The sequence below is a fragment of the Rhodococcus sp. USK13 genome, from assembly GCF_018343855.1.
In the GTDB taxonomy this organism is placed as follows: domain Bacteria; phylum Actinomycetota; class Actinomycetes; order Mycobacteriales; family Mycobacteriaceae; genus Rhodococcus_F; species Rhodococcus_F oxybenzonivorans.
Genome location: NZ_CP069242.1, coordinates 6,178,234 through 6,203,995 on the forward strand (window position 1 = coordinate 6,178,234; position 25,762 = coordinate 6,203,995).

A 25,762-nucleotide genomic window follows, 5' to 3' on the forward strand; every position below is an offset into this window, starting at 1 on the left:
GGTCAGCGCCACCGTGACCGAATCTTTATGCTTTGCGCCGCTCGAGTTCGGCGCGGAATTCGGCATAGCGGGCCTTGTGTGGGGCGCGCGTCCGCACCACCGCCCAGGCGATACCCAGCACGACGAACCAGAGGGGCGTGACGAGCAGCGCCTCGAGCGTGTCCTCTTCCTGCGTCAGAGCCCAGAGCAGGAACACGAAGAAGGCCAGCACCACCCAGCACATCACCACACCGCCGGGCATCTTGAAGGCCGACGCCTCGTGCAGTTCCGGCCGACGTTTCCGGTAGACGAGGTAACTGGCCAGGATCATCGTCCACACGAACATGAAGAGCACGGACGAGATCGTCGTTACCGTCGTGAAGGCTTCGATCACGGAATCGCCGGAGAAGAGAAGCGCGATGGCCGACAGCAGGAACGTGCACGAGAACATCAACGCGTTGGCCGGCACCCGGCGCGAGCTGAGCGTGCCCAATCGGGCGGGTGCGTCACCCTCGCGGGCGAGACCGTAAACCATCCGTGACGTCGAGTAGATACCCGAGTTGGCCGACGACGCGGCAGAGGTCAACACCACGAACTGGATCACTCCCGCCGCGATCGCGAGACCGGCGAGCGAGAACATCGCCGTGAAGGGACTCTCGCCGGGAACCACCTCACGCCACGGCGTGACCGAGATGATCACTATCAGCGACACCACGTAGAACAACAGAATGCGGATGGGGATGGAGTTGATCGCCTTCGGAAGGTTCTTCTCCGGATCCTTCGCTTCGGCCGCGGTGGTGCCGACCAGTTCCATGCCCACGAACGCGAACACCGCGATCTGGAATCCGGCGACGAAACCCATTGCGCCAGTGGGGAACATGCCACCGTCGTTCCACAGATTGTCGAAGCCGGCCTGAGCACCGTTCGGGGCAGTGAAGTGGGCGAACACCATGACGAGACCCACCACGATGAGACTGACGATTGCGATGATCTTGATCAGAGCGAACCAGAATTCGGTCTCGCCGAACGCCCGCACGGTGGGGAGGTTCAGCAGAAGCAACGCTGCAATAGCGACGACCGCTGGAATCCACAATTGCAGGTCTGGCCACCAGTACTGCACGTAACCCGAGATGGCGATGATGTCGGCGATTCCGGTGACGATCCAGCAGAACCAGTACGTCCAGCCGGTGAAGAATCCGGCCCACGGGCCGAGAAGGTCTGCCGCGAAGTCGGAGAAGGACTTGTACTGCAAATTCGAGAGCAGAAGTTCACCCATCGCCCGCATGACGAAGAACAGCATGAAGCCGATGATCATGTACACGAAGATCACCGACGGCCCTGCCAGCGAGATCGTCTTGCCGGAGCCCATGAAGAGGCCCGTGCCGATGGCTCCACCGATCGCAATCAGCTGGATATGACGGTTGGCCAGCTGCCGCGACAGATGCGGTGCTTCCGCTGATCCGGTGGACGGAGTTTCGCCCGATTCCGATCCGATCGCGCCCGTCGAGGAAGTTCGGTCAGCCATGGAAACCCGCAACCCTTTCGTCGTACGTGCCGCGCCCTCGGGGTCTGGCGCCCGAGAAACGCACCCCACAAAAGCGTGGGTCACGTTACGCGCGATTTCCTCGAGACCCGCGTTCGAGGGCAGTGTCTTCAGACGCAGGGGTTGACAGGCCACACCCAGCTAAGGCTAACCTTCCTAGAACTTACCGAGGCAGGAGCTGAGTTCATGATCGACGACCTCATCGAGATCGCGTACGCACAGGGCGCCGTGCGGACCGCCGCCCGTGCGAGCAACGGTGTGGACGAGTACGAACTCGCACGCATCGACTGCGACCGCTCTACCGTGACCGTCGCCGTGCGCGCGGACGGCAAGTTCGCGAAGGCCACGACCATGGACGGGTACCTCACGCTCGGTCAGGTCATGCGGGTCTGCGGCCTCGACTACCGGAACGCCACCTCCCGCGCCCGGCACGCCGTCTCTTGACTGCCAGGCAAGCCCCGCCAGGACATCTGTTGCCGACTATGCACTCCGGATCGCGAGCGCACCCCAATTCCCGCTACACTCACCACGGCGTACGCCACGGGTGTACACGCGCCCTCGTAGCTCAGGGGATAGAGCAACCCTCTCCTAAAGGGTAGGTCGCAGGTTCGAATCCTGCCGAGGGCACATATGACACAAGGCGGAATAAGTCAAAGATGTCGCCTACCAGCAGATTTCAAGTTTCGCCGCGATTCCCCGTCGAACGCTTGTTCCCGTTTGTGCCGAGTTGTGTCGACCAAAGTGGAGAGTAAGTGGAGAGTCCAACACAGGGCTCATTTCCACCCAGGGTCCGGATCGTCTGGTTTGATACGCGCATAAACGAACCAAACGCCCCCGCTCTCGCACTGAGAGTGGGTGCGTTTATGTCGGTGCGCGGTTGTAGCGTGCTCACGCGGTCCGGTCCGGTTCGGGGAGGGAAGCCCCGGCCGGGCCGCATTCGTCTGTCCGTGACTACGCGGCGCCGCCGAGGAATGAGGCGCGGACGTAGTTGCCCGTGCCGGTCGAGGTTGCTGCGCGCCCGGTCGTACCGCTGGGTCATGCGCGGGTCGGAGCGGCGGGCCATGATCTGGACGTCACGGAGCGGGATTCCGGCGCTACAACGCCGTCAGAATACCCAGCCTTCCCTGCGCCCGAGATCATTCATATTGATGCATTCAACGTTGTACTTCGCCGCGACATTCGGGATCTTCAAATTCTTGTCAGCGGTGTTCGGACCCTTGGCGCGCTCATCGGTCACGATGACCGACCCCAGCCGGTATGCCTGAGCAACAACCCATGGATCGGCACCATTCTGCTGACCAACCACCCACCCGGGGTGTGCTGCAGATATGTCGGCAACGATCTGAATATCTTCGAGCGTCGGCTCATCGACAAAGCCGTCCATCCGCTTCGCCCACGGAGCAAGCTCATCTTCAACTCGGTCAAGCTCTTCCAGCACCTCACGCGGAATCATCAGGCGACCATCGGACACCAGAGCCTCGACGGCCTGCCACAATGACGGGTGTAGGTCTCGCGGGGTGTAACGCTTCATCAGCACAATGACATTGGTGTCGACAAGATACGTATCCACCTACTGACCCACCGCTCTCTTGGCGATCTCGCGCTCCATCTTGTCGATGGTGGGCAGCTTCGCGTCGAGGAAGTAACTCGCATCGACGGCAGAAATCGTGCCCTCGTGCATAGCGTCAAGCACGGAAGACACGTAGGTTTCTCCGAGGTTCCTCAATTTGAGCACATACGGAGGGACAAACCCGGCGTTGTCACTTGGCTCCCTAGGCGCTTGTGCCTTCTCCCGCGCGATCGCCAATTGTCGGGACAACTCGCGGGCAGAGATTCGTCCGAGCTCTCGAAGGCGAACCGCAACTGCGGACTGACTCACCCGAAAGTGTTTGGACAACCGGTCCAAGGCACCAATCGGTTCCTGATGTCCAAGCGCAGCGAGCAATGCGGCTTCGGGCAGCAGGAACGCGGCTGCGAACGCGTTGCACGTGGATTCGGATGCACCGCCACTGTAGATATCACAGATCCCGCTGGTCCGACTGAGGAGGTGGCCCAGTTCGTGGAACAGCGTAAAGATGCGTCTCTGCGGTATGTCAGCGCCATTGAGGAGAATGATTGGCTGAAGCTCCTCGTAGTAGGACATTCCCAGGAACTCACTGGTCGGGATCCGACTCACCTGAAACACGAGAACGCCGAGGCGCTCGACCGCTCGGATCCAGCCATTCAACGCTGCCCCTGCGTCGCGGAACTTGCGCTGATCATCGATGGATACACCAGTCAGTCGTCGGACCTCGTTCGCGACCTCTTCAATACTGCTGCGACGTAAATCCAGCCGTGGAAATTCACCAGTTGGACCAGACAGTTCGAGCAGACGCTTCCTTCGATCCCTAGCCTTACGTAGTTCACCGATCACCGCGGTCGTTACCGGACGATCATGATCGCGTCTGAAATCCGGTAGGCGCGGCACCGGCTCGAAGTTTGCCTCGATATTCGTGAGCAACGCTGCGATTGTGGTTCCGTACAGCTTCGCCATGTTCCTGGCCTGCGCAAGTGTCGGCCGAGCGTCTCCGAGCTCCCAGCTGTTCAGCTTCTCTGGGGCAACACCCAGCTTCTTCGCCGCGCTTTCAACGTCGTGACCAGTGCTTATCCGGGCGGCAACGATGGTATCCGGTTCAACGGGCGCTTCGGGGGAACGTGCCATGCGCTTTCCCTCCTCGCAAGACTAATCCGGCTTGTTGCACAGCTTCGCACACGCCGCTTGGCGCGTGGTAGGCGATTGTTTCATCTCGTCGATGATTTGCCTAGCGGTACGATCGACCGAGGCCCCGTGGGTGAATACCGAGGCCGGACAAAATCCCGGTCAAGATCATGAGCCGTCGCTCCCGCTTCCGCTCCGCTGACGTGTTGAGCATCGCTACTCCTTCGCGGGGCATAGTGAGCAATTCTGGGCGGGGTGCGGCACGACGATGATCGGTTCTCACGGCAGGATGGGCAGATGCCGTCAGACCCGTCGACACTCTTCTACCCGCTCGTATTCATGAATCTCTTGTTCGCCGCATCTGCGTGGTGCCTTGCTCGGCCTACGAGGGTTGCCGCGACCGCCACCGTGGTCGCGGCGGTCCTATGGGTCTTCGGCAACGGCCCGCTCGAGGGCCGGACGCTGTACGAGATCACGCCCACCAATGGGGTGACCGTCTCGGACCTGCTGTCGGTCACGGCAGTGCTCATTGCGGTATGGGCGTGCTGGCCGGCGCGCAGCCCCAGGGCCATGCGAAGCTCGCGTTAGCGGTCGGCTGACTTGGGAGTATCTCGGTACGCGAGTGTCATTCGCACGATCTACTTAACCGGCGAGTAGGTACCGGGCGGTCTATATTGCTACCATCGCCCTCCTCTATGGGGGCCAGATATTGAGGGGAACATCGGTGGCAACCATCACGAGGCCTTCTTCGCCGCGCCGGAAACCTGGTAAGCCAAAACAAAAGGCGACCCAGCGACTCGACATCCAGGGTCTCCGTATGGTTGCGGTGATGCTGGTGGTGTTTTCCCACCTTTTCAACTGGCCGCGGGGCGGGTTCATTGGCGTAGACGTATTCTTCGTGATCTCCGGATTCCTCATCACTGGGTCGCTGCTACACACATTAGAAAAGACAGGGCGGATCTCGTTCTCCAGCTTCTACCGACGGCGTATCCGCCGTATCGTCCCCGCCGCCACCCTCGTCCTAGTCACGACGTGCGTCGCCGCATACTTCATCTACACGGGGAATCGGTTCAGGTCGACTGGGCTTGACGCAATTGCCGCCTTCCTATTCGTTTCGAACTGGCGGTTCGGCATCGAGGGAACTGACTACTTCAACGCCTCCGGCCCAGTTTCCCCGTTGCAGCACTACTGGTCGCTCTCAGTCGAGGAGCAATTCTACTTCGTTTGGCCTGCTGTCATCTTCGTCATCGGGGTCATCTCGGCTCGATTGGCATGGAAGGGCAAAGCGCGACTCGCACTCTCGGCTGGAGTAATGGGAGCCGTCGTCGCCGCGTCGTTCGTCTATGCAGTGATCGATACCGCAGGTAACCCGACGTGGGCATACTTCTCCACACTCACTCGCGTATGGGAGCTCGGTATCGGCGCCCTACTGGCGATCGCGATCAGCTTCTTCGAACGCATCCCGAACCGTGCCCGTCCATTCATCGCATGGACTGGGTTGATTGCGATTACTGCTGGAGCGCTCGTAATTACCGAAACGGGTGGCGGGTTCCCTGCACCTTGGGCTGCGGTACCCGTACTCGGTGCAGCTCTCGTAATTGTCGCTGGTGTCTCCGGCGAGCAGAAGTCCCTGAAACTACTGACCAACCGCATCAGCACCTACGTTGGCGACATCTCGTATTCGCTGTACCTATGGCACTGGCCCGTGATCATCCTGCTCGCGGCGATCATGGACCGTAATGGCTACTACTTCTCCGCAGCCATTCTCTTGATGTTCGGTCTCTCAATCGCGGCTTACCACTTCTTCGAGAACCCAATTCGACGATCGAGGTGGCTTGAGACTTCCACCGAAAAGAAGGATCAGAAGATCCTCGACCTCTCGCGTTGGCGGCTACCGATAACGAAGATGAGCGAGAGGAATCAAGGCATCGGCATCGGAGCCCTTGCACTAGTCACGGCCGGTGTCACCGCATTCGCCCTCGCACCCGTAACCGTGGCCGTTTCACCAGTTCCGCGTTACACACCGTCTTCTGCGGTAGCCGGGGTCGACGCTGGTCTGAACATGGATCTCGGCCCAGCTCAAACAGCGCTCAGCGAGGAAATCACAGACGCCGCCAGTGCAACGGAATGGCCGGACCTAGCTCCGTCGATGGATGACGCAATCGGCGGACCTCAGGCGCCAGCAGAGGTTCTAAAGTGTGGCAATCCAAAGCGATTGCCAGTGGCAGAGTGCTCCTGGGGTTCGCCGACGGCGCCGAAGACGATGATCCTCGTCGGCGACTCGATCTCAATGACGTATGGCCACCCGCTCGCACGCTTTGCTGAGAATAGTGGTGGACAGTGGAAGGTGATTGTGGAGGGAATGTTTGGCTGTCGATTCGTTGATCTTGCTGTTGAGGCCACTGACAACAAGATCGGTGCCGCTTGCCCGGAACACCGAGAGAATACGATCAACTTCATCAACGAGGTCAAGCCGGATGCGGTCGTAATCGCGAACAATTACACATCGGAGGGCTCCACGGAGTGGACTGAAGCGATGAGGCGCTTCGTTGATCGGTTCGCGACGAGCGCGAAGAGCGTGGTGTTCCTCGCGGCACCTCCGGCGAGCATCGACATCGGAGATTGCTACACCAGATCCGCTAAGCCGGCCGACTGCCTCGGCCAAGTAGTCGATCAGTGGTCGACGCGCGCTTCGACGGAAGGGCGCCTGGCCGATGCGGTCGGCGGGCACTTCATTGATTCGAGGCAGTGGTTCTGCACTCCAAGTGGCCATTGCCCGAGCTTCGTTGGAACGACACCAACCAGGCGAGATAGGTCGCACATGACCCCGGACTACCAGGAAAAAATCTCCGCAGCGGTCGCCGAGAAACTACATGAGGTCGGATTCTGAGGACCGCATCCTATGTAAAGCTGGCCCCGCAGGATGCGGTCACCGTTGACTCATCGCCGTCAGGTTGGCAAGGAGTGAAGTACGCTTTTCCAATGGCAGAAACGCGCATGAAAGTCCCCGTTCGGGCGATCGTGGAGGGCGGCAAATGCCCACGCTGTGGCCACACGGCAATCACGCCTCCCCGCAGCGTATCGATACTACGGAGATTGCTCCGAATGAAGCCGCGGTCGGCGGAGTGTCTTGTTACGACGGAAGGGTACTCAGGGTGGGGCTCTGAGGTTTGCTTTTGCGATCACCCATGCCACGGCTCGTAGTGACGGTTTTTCCTTGACCTCCGGCTGAAGGCCATAAGCCTGCTGCCACACCCAACAGCGCTCCGAGGAGTGGTCCACCGTTGGTACTCATTGGCATCGGCGCGACCGTGCTGACATACAGGACTGCGACTGCCGCGCTCGCGCATGCGGAGCGGAATGGATTGCCAGACCACTTCGTAGCCCGCACCAGGGGCGCAATCAGCGCCACGAGGTATATAAGCAGTCCGAGAAAGCCTGTCTTCACAATCGCCCAGATGTAGAAGTGATGACCATAGAACGATGAGGTTGGCGTATTCCGATCTCGCTGTGGCTGATACGCATATCCCAACCCGTGTCCGACTACCTCGTAGTCGGTGATCGCCGTCTTCATGTTCCGGACCTCAAGCTGCCGGTACAGGATTGACGAGTCAGTGAGTTGCGCCTCAGCTGACAGTCCACCAATGACTCGGTCGGAGTAGGCGACGTACATGCGGTGCAGATACCCGAAGCCCGGGAGATCTGCGAGCTGACTGAGCGTCCAACCTGTCGCCACGAATACAACCCACAGGCATCCGGCGACGACCATCATTCTGACCCACGCCCTGAACCTTCTCTCAAGCAGAGGGGTTAGGACAGCCGTGATAGCGACCAACACGAGCGCATTTCGCGAGTATGCAAAGAAGGTAATTCCCAGCGCCGGAATCAGGTATGGAAGCACCACCCGGAACGACCCCGGCTTAGCGACACACAAGGCGATGCTGATAGCTACAACAGACGCCGCCAGGTGTGTTGTGGGCGACTGAATGCGTGTCACCTCTATCGATGAGCTTGGGTCGAGTGATGCGTCCGATGTTCGGCCGGCGATCTGGACGACATCCAGCGCGGCCAGGCTGATGAAGACAAACGACAACCACAGGGTCGCGCGGACAGCCTTCAGTGCTGTCATTGCGATGGGGGTCCCCGCGACCCGCCCTGCAACAAACAGTGCGAGCGCGAGCGCGAACAGCCCGCGCGAGTCGCCGGCAACCTGCTGCGTCGGGTATCCGCTCAGAATCCCATATAGGGCGAACACGGTCGTCGCTGCAAAGACCGCGGCTGAACAGAAGTCGCTCAACCGGTTCGCCTGGTACTTCACGCCTACGAACAGCGCGGCCAGAAGAAGCGCGATTTCGGATAGGTAGACACCAAACCCGCCGATGGGTACGGCCATTGGAATCTGGACTGGCACTGTCGCCGCTACTGTGAGTACAACGATCCCTATCCACCACTGTGGCCTGACGATCAAAATGTTGATCACCAGGAAGATCCCCAACAGTCCGATCGTTGCCAAGTAGGCCATGGCGCGTGCTTCCCCTTGCTCAACCTCGGATGATTCTCGGTGAGCTTAGCGGGTGGACGTGGGCCTGCGCTCAGGGAAGTGGGCTGGCTTACGGTCGGCGACGACACCACGCTCCGAAATCACGGTCACGTGGCCCAATCCGACCCAGTCAATGATCACGTTGGAACGAATGCGGCCAGCAGAGCGCACCAGAAGTCCGGACTTGGGGGCGCAAACAAGGGTGCGGTATGAATCGGCACTGGCTGTGCATCTTTCAGGGAGCGCAGGCTCACGTCATCTACGCACTAGTTGTATCGTAGGCGCGAAAAGCGGTGGCAAGTGACGTGCCGTCCGGTTGAGTTGCGGTCAGGTCCGCAACCATTGCACTTCCAAAAGGCGGACCAGCTAGCGCGAAGCGTGCGGTCCCCAACCGTTGCACTGGGGGAAGAATGACGCTGCGTGAGGCCTTCGATCCAAAGCTGAACGCTCTTAATGCGGTACGGCTATTGATGGCCGTAGGAGTGATCTTCTGGCATTCCTTCCCACTGACCGGGGACGATATCGGCTTTGCGCCACTGCGCCAGTTTGTCGCCGATGTCTGGGTGGATGGCTTCTTCGCGGTCTCTGGGTTTCTCATCACGTCGAGTTGGGTCCGCAGACCTGACGTCCGGGCCTATGTGGTGGCGAGGCTTGTTCGCATTCTCCCGGCGCTGTATCTGTGCCTGGCCCTAACAGCATTCGTCGTCGCTCCAGTCGGGGTGTGGATGCAAGGCGGCAACGGAGTCGCGCTTCTCTCCTCATTCGCGCCCGTGCGGTACGTCCTGGCCAACGCGGGCATCTGGATCTTCGAGCGCGGAGTAGGCGACACGCCGTCTTCCCTCCCTCACAGTGGTACGTGGAACGGTTCGCTCTGGACACTCGGATGGGAAGCGCTCTGCTATCTGGGGGTGCTAGCCCTCGGCGTGACGGGTGTGCTCCCACGACGTTGGTGCCTGCCATTCGCATTCGCTGGCGCCTGGGGTTTGTTGGCTGTAACCACACTGGGCTCGATCGGAGGACACGCCGAGAACGCTGCTCGATTCGCGGTGATGTTCCTCGCTGGCGCCTTGATCTTCCGCTTTCAAGATTCGATCCGATGCTCGTGGCCGTTGGTGATTGGCGCATTCGCGATCACGGCTGGGTCGATGTGGCTGCCCGACTACAGGGTCGTCGGAGCAATATTCTGGGCGTACGCCGTGATCGGCACGGGCGCATTGATCAAGAGCAAGCACCTTGTGCTCAGAAATGACGTTTCGTACGGCGTGTACATCTACGCCTTCCCGATTCAGCAGCTGCTGTTCATTACAATTGGCGGATTTCCGCCGCTCGTCTTTGCGCTTCTCGCGACCGCGATCACGCTGCCCATCGCAGCGCTGAGCTGGTTCTGGATCGAGAAGCCGGCACTGCGGCTGAAGTCGCTTGCACGTCCGCGGATCCAGCCACTGTCAGTCGGAAGCGGCTCGAGTACTTGACCGGCCAGCCCAATTGTTCGCGCTCCAGTCAAGCAGGACCGGCATCCTCTTGCTCTCGCTGGAGAGGTACCGGCCCTGCTTGTCACGCCCCTGATCCCCCAGTGGCAGCCCCTCATCTTCACAATGGGCATGGTCGTCACAGAAATGGTCAACGGCGAAGCCCTGAAGGCTACGGCAAGAGAGCAGGGTGATTCGCCCGAGCCGCTGCGTAGATCGACGCCATATGCGCGTCAGTCAGCTGCCCTGGGTAGAGGATGACCTCCGCAATTTCCACCTTGCCGTAGGCGGTGTTCCGACGTCCGATCTGGAAGGTGGTTGCCGTCTCGACTGCGTCGGCCGTTGCCAGCGTGACGGCGGAGCCGTTCTGCTCGTACCGTGCGTCGCCGTTCGTGTTCCTCATGGCGAAGCAGAACCATGTTCCGTTGGGGAGCGTGACGCCAGACGGTGCAGTCACCGACCGGGCGCCGGTCCAGACGACAGTGCCGCGGTACGACGTTGCGGATGTGCCGCGCTGAAGACCAGGCTTGCCATCGGTGGCCGAGAAGATGCCGGCAACCGCGTCGGGTGCATCACTGACGTAGCGGCCGATGACGACGCACGAACCCCAGGCCGTTAGACCAGTGACGCTGAGGAAGTCGTCCGTGCCGTCGAAGCGGATGACCCGTTCGCCGGCCACGGTCTGCACGGTCGGCTGCGATGCCAACGTGGCGTTCGCGAGGTTCTTCCCGCTCTCCCAGTCCGCGAGGGAGGCAACCGCTGTACCGTCTGCCGCCGTGACCTCGTCCGCCACCCACCGGAAGCTGTACCCGGAGACGCCCGGATCGTCGCGGGTGACCGCGGGCGGATCGGTGACCGTGATCGACTTCGACGTCGAGTTGGTTCCACCCGCGTTGTCGGTGACCGTGAGGGTGACAGTCTTCGATCCGGCTGTGGCGTAGGTGTGCGAGGCGGTCGCACCGCTGGCCGTCGTGCCGTCCCCGAAGTTCCAGGCGTAGGCCACGATCGATCCATCGCCGTCCGTGGAGGACGTACCTGATACCGAGGCTGTGAGGTTGGTTATCGTCTCGGTGATCACCGGGGTCGGGAGAGTGTTCGCGGGAGCGGGGCTCGGATGAGCGATCGTCGAGGCCGAGTCCTTCAGCGGCGAGAGCTCGGAAATCTTCACCGTGGCGGACGCCGCACCCATCCACCCGATCGTCAGCCGCACCTGCGTGCAGTTTGACGCGATGGTCGACTGCCAGGTCGACAGGACCATGTCGCCCGCCGTTGGCGTCGGCTGAACGACGGTGTTGCCTGACGGCCAGGTCGCCCACTCGGTCGAGTTCGACCACAGCGCCCGGGCCGTCTTGATGACGGACCCACCGGAGGTGAGCTGTTCCAGCATCAGTACCGGCTGGCATTGGATATCGCCAGCCAGTGCAACCATGCTCGACCACTTCACGCGAGCCGTGGCCTGGATGACGTCCGCGACAAAGAACAGGCCGGATGCAATGTCGACCGTTCGTGTCAGGCCGAACACTGCCGTGGCGCTGGCATTGCCGCTGAAGGTGGCCGTTGCCTCGTTGCCGTAGCCGCCGACCTCCTGCGTGTACGTCACGGTCGACCCAGCCAGGGCGGTCCACCCGCTGCCGTTGCTCAGTAGGGCGGGGTTATCCATGAAGCGGCGGGGGTCCACCGAGAACGAGGTCTGCCCGGGCTTGTTCGTGAACAGGTGACGGATCTGGTCGGCAATGGACTTGCCGAGAATCGCTGCGCCAGCAATGGAGTAGTGGGTGCCGTCGACCGTGGTCGCGGGTACGGGGAATCCGCTGAGGGGGTCGGCCAGGCAACGCCAGGTGTCGACCCCGAGAACTCCCTTGCGGGTGGCTGACAGCGCCGCGACATACCGGTTGTACTCGGCCACCGTGAGCCGCCGAGCTGCGGACGTGAATGTGATGCGGGGTGGGATGTTCAGCACGATGACCACAGCGCCGACAGCGCGGCACTGCTCGATCATCCACTCGAGGTCAGCCAGGATGTCCGCGAGAGCGCGGTCCGCGCCGACATCGTTGGTGGGGGAACCGATGATCACGACGTCCGGGTCGTAGGCGAGGACGTCCGTCGCGAACCGTGCGCGCATCTCGAAGAACTTGTTACCGCCGACACCGGAGTTCTTCGCCAAGTTGAGGATGTTCCCGAGGAAGCCGTTGCACCAGGTGAACCAGCCGCGGGCGCGCATCGCAGTCTTGGACGGCACCGAGAAATCCGGGTCCAGCGCTATCGCGCCCTGGCCGTTCTGCTCCTCGAGCGAGGGTCCGATGATGACGACTCGGTTTGTGCTTCCCGTCGCATCCACCGGGGCATAAATACCGTTACCCACAGCTTCGACCCGGGCATCGACGGCGGTTCGGGTAGCGCTTCCTTCCTCCGCGACGCGGGCCGCAACGCCGGAGTCGGGCACGACGCCGGACTCGACGTCAGCGAGTATCTCCTGTGCAGCATCGCGAGCAGCCTCGGCGGCCTCCTTCGCGGCGACGGCCGCACTGACGACGGGGCCCGGCTGCGGCACGTAGTTCTGGATGTCCGGCCACAGCGGGATCGGCTCGTCGTCGGGCACGTCGGGAATGACCAGGTCGTACGCCTTCCCACCCCACGACACCTTCGCCGGACCCGGCTTGAGTGGCGGCGTGGTAAGCACTCCAGCGACCGGTTGGACGTCCACCCAACTACCGGTGATGATCTCCGACTCGTCGGCACTCGGGCTGAGGTTGTCTTCCCGGTAGAACCAGAATCGGCTCTGGTCGCCAGCACCTGCTATGTCGGTGATGGGCTGCGAGTAGACAGTCACAATTTCTCCTCTATTCGTCGATCAGGTTCGGCCACAACTCATTGGGTGGCTTCATCGCTTTCGTCCGATGTCTGCCCTCGCTCGGCCTTAGCCTTCTCTGCCTTAGCCTTCTCGGCGCGCTTCTGGGCGCGGTCTTCGTTCTGCTCGCGGACCAGTGCCCACAGCATGAAGACGTACGAGACGATCCCGAGGGTGTAGATGATCAACCGGACCACGTGCCGGCCGGGATACTCCGTCGATACCCATGTCGCCAGGCTGATCTGAATGAGGACTAGCGACAGGATCACCGACTTGACGAGGTAGATCTCGCCGATTCGGTTGCGCCACCACGGTGACCGAATTACGTATGTCAACGCGAAACATGTGACCAGTGCAGCGAATACCAACAGCGTCCAGTCGGCAGCATTCTTCACCGGACACCTCCCCATGCCTGCTGCAGCAGCTCGGTGTATCCGTTGCGTTCCAACTCCGCTCGCACCACCCTCGCCACTCGCGTTTCGGTCGTGCTCTTGCGTTCGGTCTCGATGCGTCGATCCACGGCGTAGGCGTGCTCTTCGACGGCGGCCCGCGCTTCGGCCTGGGCCGCGTCGACGTCCTTCGACCACGGCCACCTCATGTCGGCCCCGCGTTCCCCGCGGCTTCTGCCCGTTGCCCGGTCGCCTCACGGATCGCCTGGACGACGTGCGCGGACAGTTCACCGGTGACGGCCAATTCGGCGTTCGTCGCGGCAAGTGTTGCCATCACCGACTTGTCCTCGGCGCGGCCGCCACGGAGGTCGGTGATCGTTTCATCCTTCGCCCGCACGATCTCGCGGTGCGCCGGCCCGAAGACGATCCAGCCTCGGATCAGCGACACGGCGAGGAGGAGGAACAGCACGATGACAACCGTCACCGTGCTGACCCCCTCCCACGCGGCGGGGGTGAGCACGGACATCAGCCGTCGAGTTCGGTGTCAGTGACCTCGACGACTTCACCGTCCACGGGTGCCAGTGTCGGCAGGCCCTTTGCGGGACCGCGGTTCTCGGTGAGCAGCGAGGTCACGACGGAAAGCAGGACCGTGGTGCCTGCGATCGTCAGGGAGCTCGGCCAGTCGATGTCGGTGATGCTGCCGGTGACCGGGATCGCCGCGGCGAGGGATCCGGCGCCGGTGCGCACGGCCCGGTCGGCGAGGTCGACGAGGAAGTTCCCCGACGTCACTGCCGTGGCGGTGCTCACTGCGAGGACGAGCGACACCACGGCGGCCAGCGCCGCGGCGCCGAGCAGCGTGGGCCACGACACCGACACGATCGTGACGCCGGCGCCGAAGAACACGAGCACGTTCTGCAGGAACGACCGGCCAGCTCGGTCGAGGGCGTCCAGCCAGAACGTCCGGGAGTCGAGGCTGCGCAGCTCGACAGTCGCTTCGTAGTATTCCGAGCTCATGGTCACTTACCTCCGTTGATTTTCGCGAGCACTGCCTGTGCGCCGGCGTCGCCTCTGCCTGCCTCGCGGCGGACGAGGTCGATCGCGGACTTCACTCCGTTGAGCGCTTCGCGCTCGGTCGACTCCTCGTGAATGCGGGCGTCGATGTTGAGGACCATTCCGGCGAGCGTGTCGACCGGTTCGTCGTTGGTGCGGTACTTCGATCGAGATGGCAGCTTCTGCGTCAACTCGGTGAAGATGCGCTGCTGCTGCTCGTGGGACAGTGCCATGAGAAAGCCCTCCTCAGGAGTGGTGTTTCCGGCAGCCTTGGCGAGCAAGACGTCCCAGGGGAATCCGGGGCCGGGGTCGGTGTGGTCGGTCGAGTGCCAGGCATCGACGGTGTCGACGTGTCCGCCCACACCCTTCTGCCCGGCTCGCATCTGCGCGCCGCTGAGCTTGACGAGCGGGATGCCATAGCGGTCGCGCCAGTCGCGGAGCACGCGGGCGCCGGCGTCGAGCTGGCGGCCCTGCGCGAGCCACTCGGCACGGGACTGCGAGGCGCGGCCCTTGAAACACAGGTGCAGGCCGCGCTCGTTCGCGGGCGAGCCTGCAGCCCAGGGCACGTAGTTGTCGTCGTTCGATCGGCCGATGCGCCCGTCGCGGCCGACGAGGAGCGTGTACGACGCCTGCGCCCGCTCCTGCTTGAGCCATCCAAGGAGGTCCTCGATCGGCCCGTTGGGGTCGCCCTCGTCGGTGTGGACGATCGCGAGCGTGCAGTTCGCAGGGTTCCGGGGCCCATCGTCGTTGGGCGAGAGCAGTGTGACATCAGCCTGTAGCTGTCCCACTGGTGTACCTCCTGTTGCGGGTGGTGCCGAACTGGCGAGCCACAGCACGGGGTCGAGGCGGTCGGGTCCCGGCTGGACCCAGACGTAGCGATGCACCTCGAAGTGCAGGTGCGGCGCAACGCCGCCGTTGGTGTTCGAGTCGGGATTGATACGCGCGATGCGCTGCCCGGCCACGACGCGCTGGCCCTGGCGGACCTCGGGAATCACGTGGCCGTAGACCGTCGTTCCGGATCCGTCTGCTGTCGGGTGATCGAGGACGACCCACTGGCCGAAGCCGGATGCCGGACCGACCATCACGACGGAGCCACCCTGCGCGGCGAAGACAGGTTGGCCGCCCGATCCGCCGTTGCGCCCGAAGTCTGTTCCCCAGTGGAATCCACCGGATCGGTTACCGAACCCGCTGGTTACGTAAAACTCTGGCGCGACCGGTCGAACACGTGTCGGCATCATGCCTCCTTGGTCTGTGGGTTCGGTTCGGGAAGCAGCCGGTTTATCTGGTCGCGTGCGCGTTCTGCGCCGAGTGCGCGGACGAGGCTGTGCACGGCACCTATTCGGCAGACGTACCGCGGATCTGCGTCGCGGACTTGGTAGGGCGTGATGTCGTCACAGCCGGTGACGATCTCCGTTTGACCGGTCGAGTGCAGAAGCAATACTGCGGCCGCGTCGGATTCCTCGTGAGCTGAAGCCAATTGGCCGGAAGTGATCATCAGTAGTCCCTTCCTACCCATGAGTCGATCTTCGAAGAGTTCACGCCGAGTAGGCGATAGAGGCCCCAGCCGACATATCGGCACTGCGAACCGGTGGCCACCGCACCGCCGGTGTCCGTCCACGAGAACGACCCGCCCTCGTAAGTCGCCGTGAACACGTTCCCCGACGCCGAGATCCGAAGCGCCGAACCGGCGGGCAACGCCTCGGGGATCGACCGAGAGTCCCGGATCGTGCCGCCCCCGAGACTCGTGAACGTCCGAATCCGAACCTCACTCGACGTCGCCTCGACGCACGCCCCGGACGAGAAGTCCGACCGGCACCGCACGTACGCCCGCGTCGCTAGCTGCGACGGAGTGCCCAATACGATCTCCGAGTACTGCGTGTCCGTGTTCGTTGGCGACGTGCGTAGCGCACCCCGGTATCCGTCGGAGCCGCCGAGTACCGATGCCATGCCGCCGTCGATGCCCTGTGAGTTTCCTCGGGTGAGGTACGACGGCCCGTACCCGGTGCCGTCCGAACGGTTGAAGGATTCCGTGAACACGAACTGGGCGCCGGGATCGTACGAGGACGTTGGTTGCCCGAGGCACGCCCACACCTGGTATCCCAGGTTTGATTGCACCGAGGACCCGGCGATCGAGGACGGGATCGACGACTGCCCATCGACGTACAAGGTTTGCGCCTTCGGGTGCAGCCCGTCCGACCGGGTGATCGCGGCCGACGGAAGAGCACCCAGCTTCGGCATCGTCCCGCCCACCGCGAGGATCCCCACATACAGGGATTGCCCACGCTGGGCGGCGATATCCTCCGTCGTCAACATCCGCTGATCGAGCAAACCGGAGCCCGCAAACAAGTTGCCCTTCACGTTCCCGAAATCCCAAACTCGGGTCGCATCACCCGTGCTCGGGTCGAACGTGAAGATGCCGGCGTACAGCCCAGTCATACCCGTGGTGCCGTCGGTGACGAACCCGGCCGTCGAGTACAAGCGATCTTGGAGGCAACGGATCGGCACCAAGTACAGACGTCCCGACGTCGCCGGCATCAACGGCTGCTGCACCGTGGTCGTCAGCGTGTGACTATGGATGCCGTCCATCGAGGTCGAGGCGAACGACCCGGCATTCCCGTCATACGAGTGGTTATGCATGCCGGTGTTGTTCGTCCCCGTGTAAACCGTCACAGGCTTGAGGTCGTTGACAGCGAACGACGGGTCCTCGAACGGATTCAGCGACACCCAGTACGGGTTCGCTGACACCGAGTTGATGGTGTCGACGACCGTTACTATCGAGGACCCGATGTTGATGACCTCGGTTTGTGCTTGCTCGGCGGCCGTCTGCGCGTCCGACGCCTTCTGGTCCGTCTCGAGGATAAATCCAGTCAGGTCGATCAGTCCGCCCGTGACTCCCTTCAGCCCGTAAACGATCTGCGATACGAGGTCATTGAGACCCGCCTGCAGGTTGGTGAATCCGCCGAACAGCAACCCCAGAATGCCCTGCGAGCCGAGCGCGTCGGCGAGATCGCCGACGTCGTCCCAGCCGGTGTTCGGTCCGCCGGGAACGAAGTTGTCGGGTGAGGTCACGTCTCCTCCTCCGGCGGCTCAGTGGTGGTCGGTGCGTCCACTACTTCCTGGAGCAGCTCGAGTTGCGCCGCGCCCGGAAGCGCGGCGAGCTGCGCACGGATGTGCGAGTAGGGATCAGTACGTTTCGGTTCGGGCATCTTCTTCGATCGCCATTGCCCCGGGTTGTGCGGGTGGATCGGCCCGGTGGCCGGCTGGTCGTACCGGTCGAGTGACTCCTCGACGGGCCGGAACCCCAACCGCTCGAGGTGCCGACAGAAGGAATTGATCTCGTCGGGCTCGAACGTGGCGGGGGTCGACCCGGCGCCGTTCGTCGGCGGATGCATCAGCGCGTAGGCGTAGGGGTGCATGGTGGCCGGCAGGGCCGCCTGTAGCTCTTCGGGTGTCACAGATGTCTCCTGGTCTAGACGGCGCTGCTGTGCTGGCGCAGCGCGCTACTGACGGCTTCGAGCCCGCGCAGCGCGCGGGTTCCGGCCAATTCCTCGGAGCGGTAGTCGCCGAGGTTGATCTCCCACGGCTGGTCGGGGTTGGCGCGGTCCCACGACTGGCGGACGGACGCGATGTGCGAGAGCCAGATCCGGTCACCGATCTCGAATCCGCAGCGATGCCCGTCGTCGATATGCAGTCCAACGCGGTATGGTGCCGCGTCGTCGACCTCGGCGGCGAACGAGACATAGCCGCGAGCCTTGTGGAGACCCACGCGGATCGTCTGCAAACCGGACGGCGAGATGGCGACACCGCCGCCGGCCTCGAACCCGCCCTTGTGCGAGTACGGCCCCATCCGCTCCTTGCGCTGATGGTCAATCCCGATGGCCCAGGCAAGGATGATGTCCTCGACGGCCTTGTCGAAGATGCCGAGTGTGAGCCAGGGCAGGCCAATCGCGCTGCCGAGCAACCCCAGGAGGATGTTCGATACGAGCTTTGCACCTTGGTTAATAGCGTCCGGTGAGCGTCCGCCCGTCATGATTGAGTGCTCAATCGGTTTGTGTATCACCATCTTCGACTTCAGTCCGCGGTGCTGGCCGCGACGGAAGATGGCGAAGGGGCCATTCGGATCGGTGTTGTTGGGATCGTCGTTCGGGTCTGCGATAGTGACGGTGTCCGAGGTGCCATCTGGCGCGAAGATCCGCAGCAGGTCGAGAATCGGGTCGAGGATCGTGCCGGTGACGCCGGGGATCGTGGCCCGCTTCTTGACGTCGAACACGAACGTCGGCCGATCCAGGATGAAGTGGGTCGGGCACGGCTGCGGGTCCCCCGGTTCCCACAGGTCGCCGGTGAGTTGCAGTCCGCCGTCCTCGAGCGTCGGGTGGACCAGATCCCAGAAGTCATCCATTCGTGAGCCGAGCGCGGTCCACGGTCCGACACCATCCCGCGACTCGATGTACGGGATCATCACCATCGGCCACTTCGCGTTGTCGAAGTTCGCCTGCCAGTTCGCCGCGTCCCAGATATCGAAGAACGGAATCCACAGCGGTTGCTGCTGGCGCAGCAGGTTCCGATGCGCGTAGCCCTTGATCACCTTGATCGAGTTGCCCGCCTGGAAGTCGATCTTCGGCGCCTGGACACTCAGCGGCGCGAACGTATTCGGCCAGCACTGCCAATGTTTGGCCTCATCGAGGATGTGCCGGGCCAACGGCCGAACGATCGCCTCGCCGTGCTCGTCCTCGTCGAACTCGATGTCGTAGACCTTGAAGCAGGCCTTCTTCCACGGCGAGCGGAACACCAGGAACATGTCGTGATCGAGGGACAGTCCGTCGATCAGCCACGCCGCAAGGTCGTCCCGGCCGTCGATGCCGACCGACGCCTCACCGACCTCGTTGCACATCGTCTCCCACGAGCCGTCGTACTCGCCCTCGACTTCACCGACCAGCTCGAGGTACTTGTCGTGGATCGTGACCCGGGTCCGCAGGAGCGCGAGCGCCGCCTCCTCGTACTCCTGGGCGTCGATCGCCGCGAGGTCAGCGTCGAGGTTGTAACTCACAGGCGATCACCCCCAGGGCATCTCGTGGTAGCGCGGCAGGTGGATGCGAAGCTCGGCGGGAACCGTGGACCCCTGCACCTCGACTGGAATCTCGGTCGGCGGGGTCCGCGGTGGGATCTCGTGCATGAAGTTCACGCCACGCATCGCCTTCCACACCTCAAATCCGGCGCCGGCCGCCCGAATGGTTTGGAAGTCCTGCCGGGTTTGGACCCGCCAGCCTGTGGTCTGCGGCTTGAGCGGCACCGTGCGGTCCGAGATGCCGTCCGGCAGGATCCACTTCGTGGCCGGTGTGCCTTCGAACTTCATCCACAACGGCACATCGGTCGGGTTGTCGACTACCACCGTGCCCGTGTGCGACCCGACACCGGGTTCCCACTTCAGGATGTCGGTTTTCGACGTCAGGTACGGCCAGCACGCGACCACGACCATCTCGATGCTGATGCGGGTGGTCTGCATCGACATCCGGCCGACGATCTTCGGGTCCCGGTCAAGCCGGAGCCTGATCGACCGGGGACCGGCACCGGTCTTGGTGATGACCTCGTTGTCGTAGTCGAACGACCACACCGCCATCCAGTCGGCGAACGCCATCTCGAAGTCGGATCGGGTGCGGCCCTCGATCCTCACCTGGAAGTCGAGGAGGCGCTCCTCGATCTTCGTGACCTTCGGCGTCGAACCGTGCTGGTAGGCCCGCGAGGTGCGGGTCGGGGTGCGGGGCGCGGGGACCCAGAGACCGGCCAGGCCGTCCTCGATCCACACATCCCGCGCCCTCCCCCGCGTCGGGCCGCCGAGCGTGTACGGCGGCGTCCCGTTCCACCCGACCATGACGATCGAGTCGTTCACCAACGCCTCCTGGACTCGGGGCCCTTGCCGTGGCCGCGGTCACGCTGGTTGATCATGATCTGGATCTCCCGTCTCGTTTCCGGATCAAGGCGACCGTGGACATTCCAGGTGTCACCGCCCACACCAACTGGCGCGTACTCGAGCGCTCCCCGATCCGCACCGGTGAGCACGTCACCGGGTGCGGTCGCCGCCGACTGAACCCGATCGAGCATCGGGACCAGCGACTCGAACGCCTCGGTCTGCCGCGGCGAGAGAACCCGCTCAGGACGGATGACGTCCTTGAGCAGATATCCCTTGCCCGAGGCGATTCCGCCCTGGTCGTAGTAACCGTTCTTCTCCCAGAACGACTTCGCGGCGATCGGGTCGCCGTACCGGTCGCGGATGTAATTCCGTCCCGCGACGCCCTGGGTGTACGGGTCGGTGCTCTCGTCGGGCAGGTACTGGTCCTTCGTCGAGCCGAGGAACTGGAACAGGCTGAACGCACCCGATTGCGGGTTGCGTGCCAGCGGGTTCCACCCCGATTCCTTCTGGATGATCCAGTCGGTCGCGGCCCACTGCTCGCCCTCGTTCCAACCGTTTGCCGCGAACGCGCGCTTGACGGCGTCGACGACGGACTCCGGCTCCGCCTGCACCTTGACCGATGCCGGAGCTTCCACTACGGCCGGGGCTTCCGCCTGGGCCGGGGCGGCCTCCGGTGTGCCAGGATCGGCCATTGGGGTTTCGGCCGGCGTCTGGTCGTACGTGGCCTCGTCCCGTGGCCCCGCCTGATCCGAGCGACTACGGCCCGTCTCGTCGACGAGCTGCATCCCCTCGAACTGTGACGAGAACCCAGCCATGCCGAGCAGGTCGTTGCCCCACTCCGCGAGCAGCGAGGTCCCGATCTGTCCGCCGACACCGCCCCAGTCGATCTCACCGGCATACTTGCCCGCCGCAGCGAAGTTCGACTGCATGAACTGCATCACGTCCTCGATGGAGCGAACCTGATCCCAGTTCAGTACGGCCTCGGGCTTGCCGGTCTCGTTGCGGACGATCGAGAGCCATTCGGGATCCAGCCACCCTGATCACGGAACAGTCCGCCGATGCCCTTGGCCTTGTCCCAGACCGACCCGAGCAGATCGCCCAGGCCGGTGACCTTGTCTGCCAGGAACGACGACGTCATGTCGCGGCCCTTGTCGAGGAAAGCGGGCGGCACACCACGCGACTCGGGCGGAGGTGTCCCGATCGCGGCACCGATACCGGCCTTGATCGGGTTCAGGAAGAAGTCGAAGATCTCCGAGATCTTCGACTGCACGAACGACTTCTTCCCGTCCGGGGACGGTCCCCCACCACCGCCGCCGGGGCCCGCCGGCTTGAATGCGCCGTCGGCTCCGATAGCGAGGTGGAACAGCCCCGGGTGTTTGCCGGCGAACTGCGGATCGTCGGCACCTGCCGCGGGTCCGCCGTAGGCGACGTGCCCGTGAGCGCCACCGGATTCGACGTTGACCGTCGAGTACCCGCCGACACCGGTCAGGGTGCCCGCGGTGTGTCCACCACCCGGCCCGCCCGGGTTGTCGTGCACGCCGACCGAGAAGCCCTCGCCGAGACCGGGCGCCCACGGCTGGCCGCCGGGGAACGACCCGGTCGCCCACTTTCTTATACCGTCGCCGCCATTGATGATGGCGTCGGCGATCATCGACATGTACCCGGAGCAGTCCTCGAACCCCCACGTGTACGGGTTGCCGTTGCGCATCTTCGCGGCGCGGTGGCCGTTCTCGAGCTGCGTCTGCCACATCGGGCGGATCTCGCCGCCGTCCTTGTAGGCCGGGAGCAGCCAGTCGAACATGCCCTGCGGGTCGACGTTGCCGTACCCCTGCGCCGCCACACTGGCACCGTAGGCGTTGAGGTTGTCGCGGCCGACCTGCCGAACGATCTGCCCGCCATCCCATTCGAACGGGATGCCGCGCAGGATCATGTCGCGGATCGCGTAGATCGCGTTGTGGCCGCCCGCCGCCTGAACCTCCTTGGTGGTGACCATGTGCTCGCCGTTCGAGCCCCACATCAGCACGTCGTCCGACGTGCCGCTGCCGGGCCCGAAGATCGGTCCACCGGTCGCCCGTTCGGGGATGCCGGCGAGCGGCTGGGCCTGGTCGAGACCGAGGAGGCCTGCGGCCTTGTTCCAGGCCTTGAGGATGCCTTCGTTCCAGACCGTGTTGATGAGAAAGTTGATCGGCTTCGCCAGGATGGACCGGAGTCCACTCCAGACCGATTCGATCCCACCGACGACGCTCCTCGTGAAATCTCCGACCGATCGCAGGCCGTCCATGAAGCGTCCGAATCCAGCCACCGCCCCATCGACGACCGTGGATATCACGGTTCCGACGAGTCCGAAATATGGCTGAATTATGTTGTCGTACAACCAGGATACGACCGATCCAAGTTCGCGAATCTTCTCAAGAAAAAATCCTAAGATCGGCTGTACGAACGCCCACGCCGCGGACATTGCGGCCTGTATCGCGTTCCACGCCGTCTCCCAGATCCGCTTTCCTGTCTCGGTTTGGGTGAAGAAGTAGATCAGCGACCCAACGAGTGCGGCGATCGCGATCACGATGAGTGCGATGGGGTTCGCACTCATCGCTGCGTTGAAGGCCCATTGCGCCGCGGTGCCGATCAGCAGCGCTGCACGGTGCGCGGCCAGGGCGACCGTATTGGCGCCCAGCGTTGCAGCCGAGCGCCCGGTCGCAGCAGCGAACACACCCTGCGCCACCGACGCGGCGAACATGACCGCATTCCACGCGGTCACCGCCACCATGATGACCTTCACCGCCATGACCGTCGCCAGAAGCAGCGGCGCCAGTGGGGCCAGCTTCTCGATGATGGTCGCCAGGTGCGGCGCCACCGCCGCGAGGACGTCCGCCCACGGACGGAACGCCTCCACCAGCCCGGGCAGCACGGGAGCCAGGTTGGCCAGCGCCTGCCCCAGTGCGGGCATCAACACCCGCGCCATGTCCATCAGCCCGGGAATGGAGTCCCGGATCGCCTGACCCAACGCCGAGAACCCGGGTGCCAGCCCGGACGCGGCTTCCGCACCGAACCCACGCAACAGCGAGAACAGCGGACCGGCAACGCTGCCAATGTTCTCGAACGTCTGCCGGATCCCGTCGAACGAGGATCGAAGGTCCTCGGCGCTGATGTTCCGCAGCTTCTCGCCAAGGTCCAGCAGCCACTCGTTGATTCCAGCTCCGCTGCTGGCGAAGGTCTGCGCCGCGGTTCCGAGCACACTGATCAGCCCGGAAAACGCGGAACCCAAACCGTTCTCGCCCTGCGCGAGACTTCCGAAGAAGCGGTTCGATCCGTCGATCATTCGCTCCCAGCCCGCCACGGCGGCCGGGCTGGAGATCGACGTCGCGATCTGCGACCCGATGTTGCCCAGGGTGGTAGCGAGTCCACCGAGGCTCGGCGTGAGCCGGGTGATCAGTCCACCGAGAATGCCGAAGGAGCCGATCATCGCGCCGCTGAAACGGTCGGTGACTTCTTCGCGCAGGTTCTTGAACGCCTGCAGGAGCGGTGCGAGCCGCTGCCCGATCATCGCGGCGAACGGGTCATCTCCCGAGGCTGCCGACTGCTGCGCGTCCGCCATGCTCTGGTAGGCGTCCGCCACAGCCTCTGCGGCGTCGATGTTGGCCTGCGCCACATCCCGCTGCGTCTGTGCGGCATCGGCCTGGGCCTCGCGCAGCTGCTCCTGGGCGTCGACCTCGCGGCCCTTGGCTTCGACGACCTTGTCGGAGCCTTCGATGCCCTTGGCCTGTGCGTCGGCGATCTCGGCGCGCTGCTCCTTGTTTGAGGCCTTGATCTCCTCGAGAGCCTGCTCCGCCTCGCGGACACCGAGCTCCGCCCGCCACATGTCGGTGGCGTCCGAGTCACGATTGCCCTGGGTTTCGCGCAGGTTCTCCCTGGCCTCGGCGAGGGCCAGGGCTGCGCTCTCCTCGTCGAGAGCCAGGCCCTTCAGGGTCCGCGCGTAGCCGTCGGCGTCGCGCTTGGCCTCCTTCCGGGCGTCGTTGACGTCGTCCTGCGCGTCCTTGACCGCCTCCTGCGCATCGACGACCCGCTTCTCGGCGTCGACGATCTGCCGGGCACCTTGCTCCGCGGTGCGGGCCTGCGACTTCTTGGCGCTCTCGACGGCCTTCATCGCCGATGCGCCCTGCGAGGACGAGGTGTTGGCAGCCTTCTGCGCCTTGTCCCACGCCTTGGCGCCATCGGACAGTCCAGCGAACGCCATCTTCGCCACGCCGATGGCCGGGCCGAGGATGCCCGCCGCTGCTGCCGCGACGGTTCCCATCGCTGCGGCGACGGCGGTCAGTCCCGCTACCAGCGGGCCGGTGGCGAACGATGCGACGACGGAACCGAGCGCCGAGATCGCACCCAATGCGACTGCGGACCCGACGGTCACCATTCCCAGCGCCTTGCCGATGCGCGTTAGGGTGCCGATCAGCTTCGACACTGCGGCCATGACCAGCAGCGCCGAGGTGACCCGGCCGATATCCCGGGCGAGGATGTTCGCGGCCGCGGCGGCCAGGCGCAGCAGACCGGCGAGCTTGGCGACGCCGGCGCCGGTCATCACCTTCAGCAGCGACGAGCTGACGAGCAGGCCCGCGCTGAACGACTTCAGTACCCGTGCGGCCAGTCCGATACCGGCGGCCGCCATCCCCACATTTCTGACGACCGACCGTGCCGCATCGTTGGCGACCGTGAAACCTACTGCCGCCATCCGCATTCCAGTTCCGATGGCGGAGACGAATCCCGCCGCGAAACTGCGGCCCTCGTCGTTTCCGCGGGCGTTCGAGTTCATCGTGGCGCTCATGCCGTCGACGAACCGGGAGCCGACGGTGCGGCCACCTTCCTCGAAACCTGCAGAGAGGCGCTGCAGCAGCGATGCGCTGTCGGCCTCGGCGCGCTTGCTGTCGATCCGAGCCTCGATGCGTGCAACACGGGTGCCCGCCGTCGAACGCTTCGACTCCGCAGCATGCAACGCATCGGCCGCGGACTGACTGTTGCGCTTGGCCTTGGCGACCTTGCCTTCGGCGGCGGCGAGTCGGCCCGCATCGGTGACGCCCCGGTTACGAAGGGCCTGCAGTTCCTTTTCGGCCGCGACGACGTCCTTGGTCGCCGCAACCTCGCGGCGGCGTGCGTCGGCTGCGCCCTTGGCGGCGCGATCGAGATCCGACTTCGCCTTCGCGAGCTGACGCTGGTCGACCCGCACACCGATCTCGTGGCTGACCGGGTTGGCCTTGATCGCGGTCCGGACCCGTTTGAAGTAACCACCCATCGACGGGAGAACGTTGATGAAGGTCTGCCCACCCTGTAGGTCAGCCACTGGACACCT

General features: G+C 63.7%; 21 protein-coding genes and 1 tRNA gene. 5 read left to right on the forward strand and 17 right to left on the reverse strand.

The window, feature by feature from the left end; genetic code table 11:
- Positions 1–25: 25 nt before the first annotated feature.
- Positions 26–1,504, reverse strand: coding sequence for a D-serine/D-alanine/glycine transporter (gene cycA, locus JQT59_RS30955; protein ID WP_213573256.1), 1,479 nt, complete (start codon positions 1,502–1,504; stop codon positions 26–28).
- 204 nt (positions 1,505–1,708) lie between these two features.
- On the opposite strand from cycA, the gene JQT59_RS30960 reads away from it, so the two are divergent.
- Both JQT59_RS30960 and JQT59_RS30965 read left to right on the forward strand, forming a co-directional pair.
- Positions 1,709–1,966, forward strand: a complete 258-nt coding sequence (locus JQT59_RS30960; RefSeq protein ID WP_213573257.1) for a hypothetical protein — start codon at positions 1,709–1,711, stop codon at positions 1,964–1,966.
- Positions 1,967–2,076: 110 nt separating this feature from the next.
- A tRNA-Arg gene (locus tag JQT59_RS30965) sits at positions 2,077–2,149 on the forward strand.
- Positions 2,150–2,627: 478 nt separating this feature from the next.
- Here JQT59_RS30965 and JQT59_RS30970 read toward each other — a convergent pair.
- Positions 2,628–3,092: a DUF4411 family protein gene (locus JQT59_RS30970; protein ID WP_213573258.1), complete on the reverse strand. Its 465-nt coding sequence runs from the start codon at positions 3,090–3,092 to the stop codon at positions 2,628–2,630.
- A complete protein-coding gene (locus tag JQT59_RS30975; protein WP_213573259.1) occupies positions 3,093–4,223 on the reverse strand; it encodes an XRE family transcriptional regulator in 1,131 nt (376 codons plus the stop codon).
- Between the two features lie 294 nt (positions 4,224–4,517).
- On the opposite strand from JQT59_RS30975, the gene JQT59_RS30980 reads away from it, so the two are divergent.
- Positions 4,518–4,808 (forward strand): hypothetical protein, encoded by a 291-nt coding sequence (locus JQT59_RS30980; protein WP_213573260.1) that lies wholly within the window; start codon positions 4,518–4,520, stop codon positions 4,806–4,808.
- Positions 4,809–4,944: 136 nt separating this feature from the next.
- Positions 4,945–7,110, forward strand: coding sequence for an acyltransferase family protein (locus JQT59_RS30985; protein ID WP_249353962.1), 2,166 nt, complete (start codon positions 4,945–4,947; stop codon positions 7,108–7,110).
- A gap of 243 nt (positions 7,111–7,353) precedes the next feature.
- Here the strand turns inward: JQT59_RS30985 and JQT59_RS30990 are convergent, their stop codons facing one another.
- Entirely contained in the window at positions 7,354–8,742 is a 1,389-nt protein-coding gene (locus JQT59_RS30990; protein WP_213573261.1) for an O-antigen ligase family protein, read from the reverse strand.
- Positions 8,743–9,170: 428 nt separating this feature from the next.
- On the opposite strand from JQT59_RS30990, the gene JQT59_RS30995 reads away from it, so the two are divergent.
- On the forward strand, positions 9,171–10,232 hold the full coding sequence (locus JQT59_RS30995) for an acyltransferase family protein (RefSeq protein WP_213573262.1): 1,062 nt from the start codon (positions 9,171–9,173) through the stop codon (positions 10,230–10,232).
- Positions 10,233–10,401: 169 nt separating this feature from the next.
- Here the strand turns inward: JQT59_RS30995 and JQT59_RS31000 are convergent, their stop codons facing one another.
- From JQT59_RS31000 to JQT59_RS31060, 13 genes are read right to left on the reverse strand one after another with little or no spacing between them, the layout of a single operon-like run.
- Positions 10,402–13,059 carry a PKD domain-containing protein gene (locus JQT59_RS31000; RefSeq protein WP_213573263.1) on the reverse strand — a complete coding sequence of 886 codons (2,658 nt, stop codon included), beginning with the start codon at positions 13,057–13,059 and terminating at the stop codon, positions 10,402–10,404.
- Between the two features lie 38 nt (positions 13,060–13,097).
- Positions 13,098–13,472, reverse strand: coding sequence for a putative phage holin (locus tag JQT59_RS31005; RefSeq protein ID WP_249353964.1), 375 nt, complete (start codon positions 13,470–13,472; stop codon positions 13,098–13,100).
- The gene (locus JQT59_RS31010; RefSeq protein ID WP_213573265.1) at positions 13,469–13,675 is read right to left on the reverse strand and encodes a DUF7620 family protein; all 207 of its coding nucleotides are present in this window, start codon (positions 13,673–13,675) and stop codon (positions 13,469–13,471) included. The genes JQT59_RS31005 and JQT59_RS31010 overlap by 4 nt, the downstream gene beginning before the upstream one ends.
- Positions 13,672–13,992, reverse strand: coding sequence for a hypothetical protein (locus tag JQT59_RS31015; RefSeq protein ID WP_213573266.1), 321 nt, complete (start codon positions 13,990–13,992; stop codon positions 13,672–13,674). The genes JQT59_RS31010 and JQT59_RS31015 overlap by 4 nt, the downstream gene beginning before the upstream one ends.
- Complete coding sequence (locus tag JQT59_RS31020) at positions 13,992–14,480, reverse strand: holin (protein ID WP_213573267.1); 489 nt, start codon at positions 14,478–14,480, stop codon at positions 13,992–13,994. The genes JQT59_RS31015 and JQT59_RS31020 overlap by 1 nt, the downstream gene beginning before the upstream one ends.
- Before the next feature lie 2 nt (positions 14,481–14,482).
- Complete coding sequence (locus JQT59_RS31025; RefSeq protein ID WP_249353965.1) at positions 14,483–15,754, reverse strand: peptidoglycan DD-metalloendopeptidase family protein; 1,272 nt, start codon at positions 15,752–15,754, stop codon at positions 14,483–14,485.
- A complete protein-coding gene (locus tag JQT59_RS31030; protein ID WP_213573268.1) occupies positions 15,751–16,011 on the reverse strand; it encodes a hypothetical protein in 261 nt (86 codons plus the stop codon). The genes JQT59_RS31025 and JQT59_RS31030 overlap by 4 nt, the downstream gene beginning before the upstream one ends.
- Positions 16,011–17,585, reverse strand: a complete 1,575-nt coding sequence (locus JQT59_RS31035; protein ID WP_213573269.1) for a DUF7257 domain-containing protein — start codon at positions 17,583–17,585, stop codon at positions 16,011–16,013. Before JQT59_RS31035 ends, JQT59_RS31030 begins: the two co-directional genes overlap by 1 nt.
- Positions 17,582–17,971 (reverse strand): phage gene 29 protein family protein, encoded by a 390-nt coding sequence (locus JQT59_RS31040; protein ID WP_213573270.1) that lies wholly within the window; start codon positions 17,969–17,971, stop codon positions 17,582–17,584. The genes JQT59_RS31035 and JQT59_RS31040 overlap by 4 nt, the downstream gene beginning before the upstream one ends.
- Positions 17,972–17,985: 14 nt before the next feature.
- Positions 17,986–19,563, reverse strand: a complete 1,578-nt coding sequence (locus JQT59_RS31045; protein ID WP_213573271.1) for a Gp37-like protein — start codon at positions 19,561–19,563, stop codon at positions 17,986–17,988.
- Between the two features lie 6 nt (positions 19,564–19,569).
- Positions 19,570–20,403, reverse strand: a complete 834-nt coding sequence (locus JQT59_RS31050) for a hypothetical protein (RefSeq protein ID WP_249353967.1) — start codon at positions 20,401–20,403, stop codon at positions 19,570–19,572.
- The gene (locus JQT59_RS31055; RefSeq protein ID WP_213573272.1) at positions 20,400–21,362 is read right to left on the reverse strand and encodes an aggregation-promoting factor C-terminal-like domain-containing protein; all 963 of its coding nucleotides are present in this window, start codon (positions 21,360–21,362) and stop codon (positions 20,400–20,402) included. Before JQT59_RS31055 ends, JQT59_RS31050 begins: the two co-directional genes overlap by 4 nt.
- 32 nt (positions 21,363–21,394) lie before the next feature.
- The gene (locus JQT59_RS31060) at positions 21,395–25,753 is read right to left on the reverse strand and encodes a coiled-coil domain-containing protein (protein ID WP_213573273.1); all 4,359 of its coding nucleotides are present in this window, start codon (positions 25,751–25,753) and stop codon (positions 21,395–21,397) included.
- Positions 25,754–25,762 lie beyond the last annotated feature (9 nt).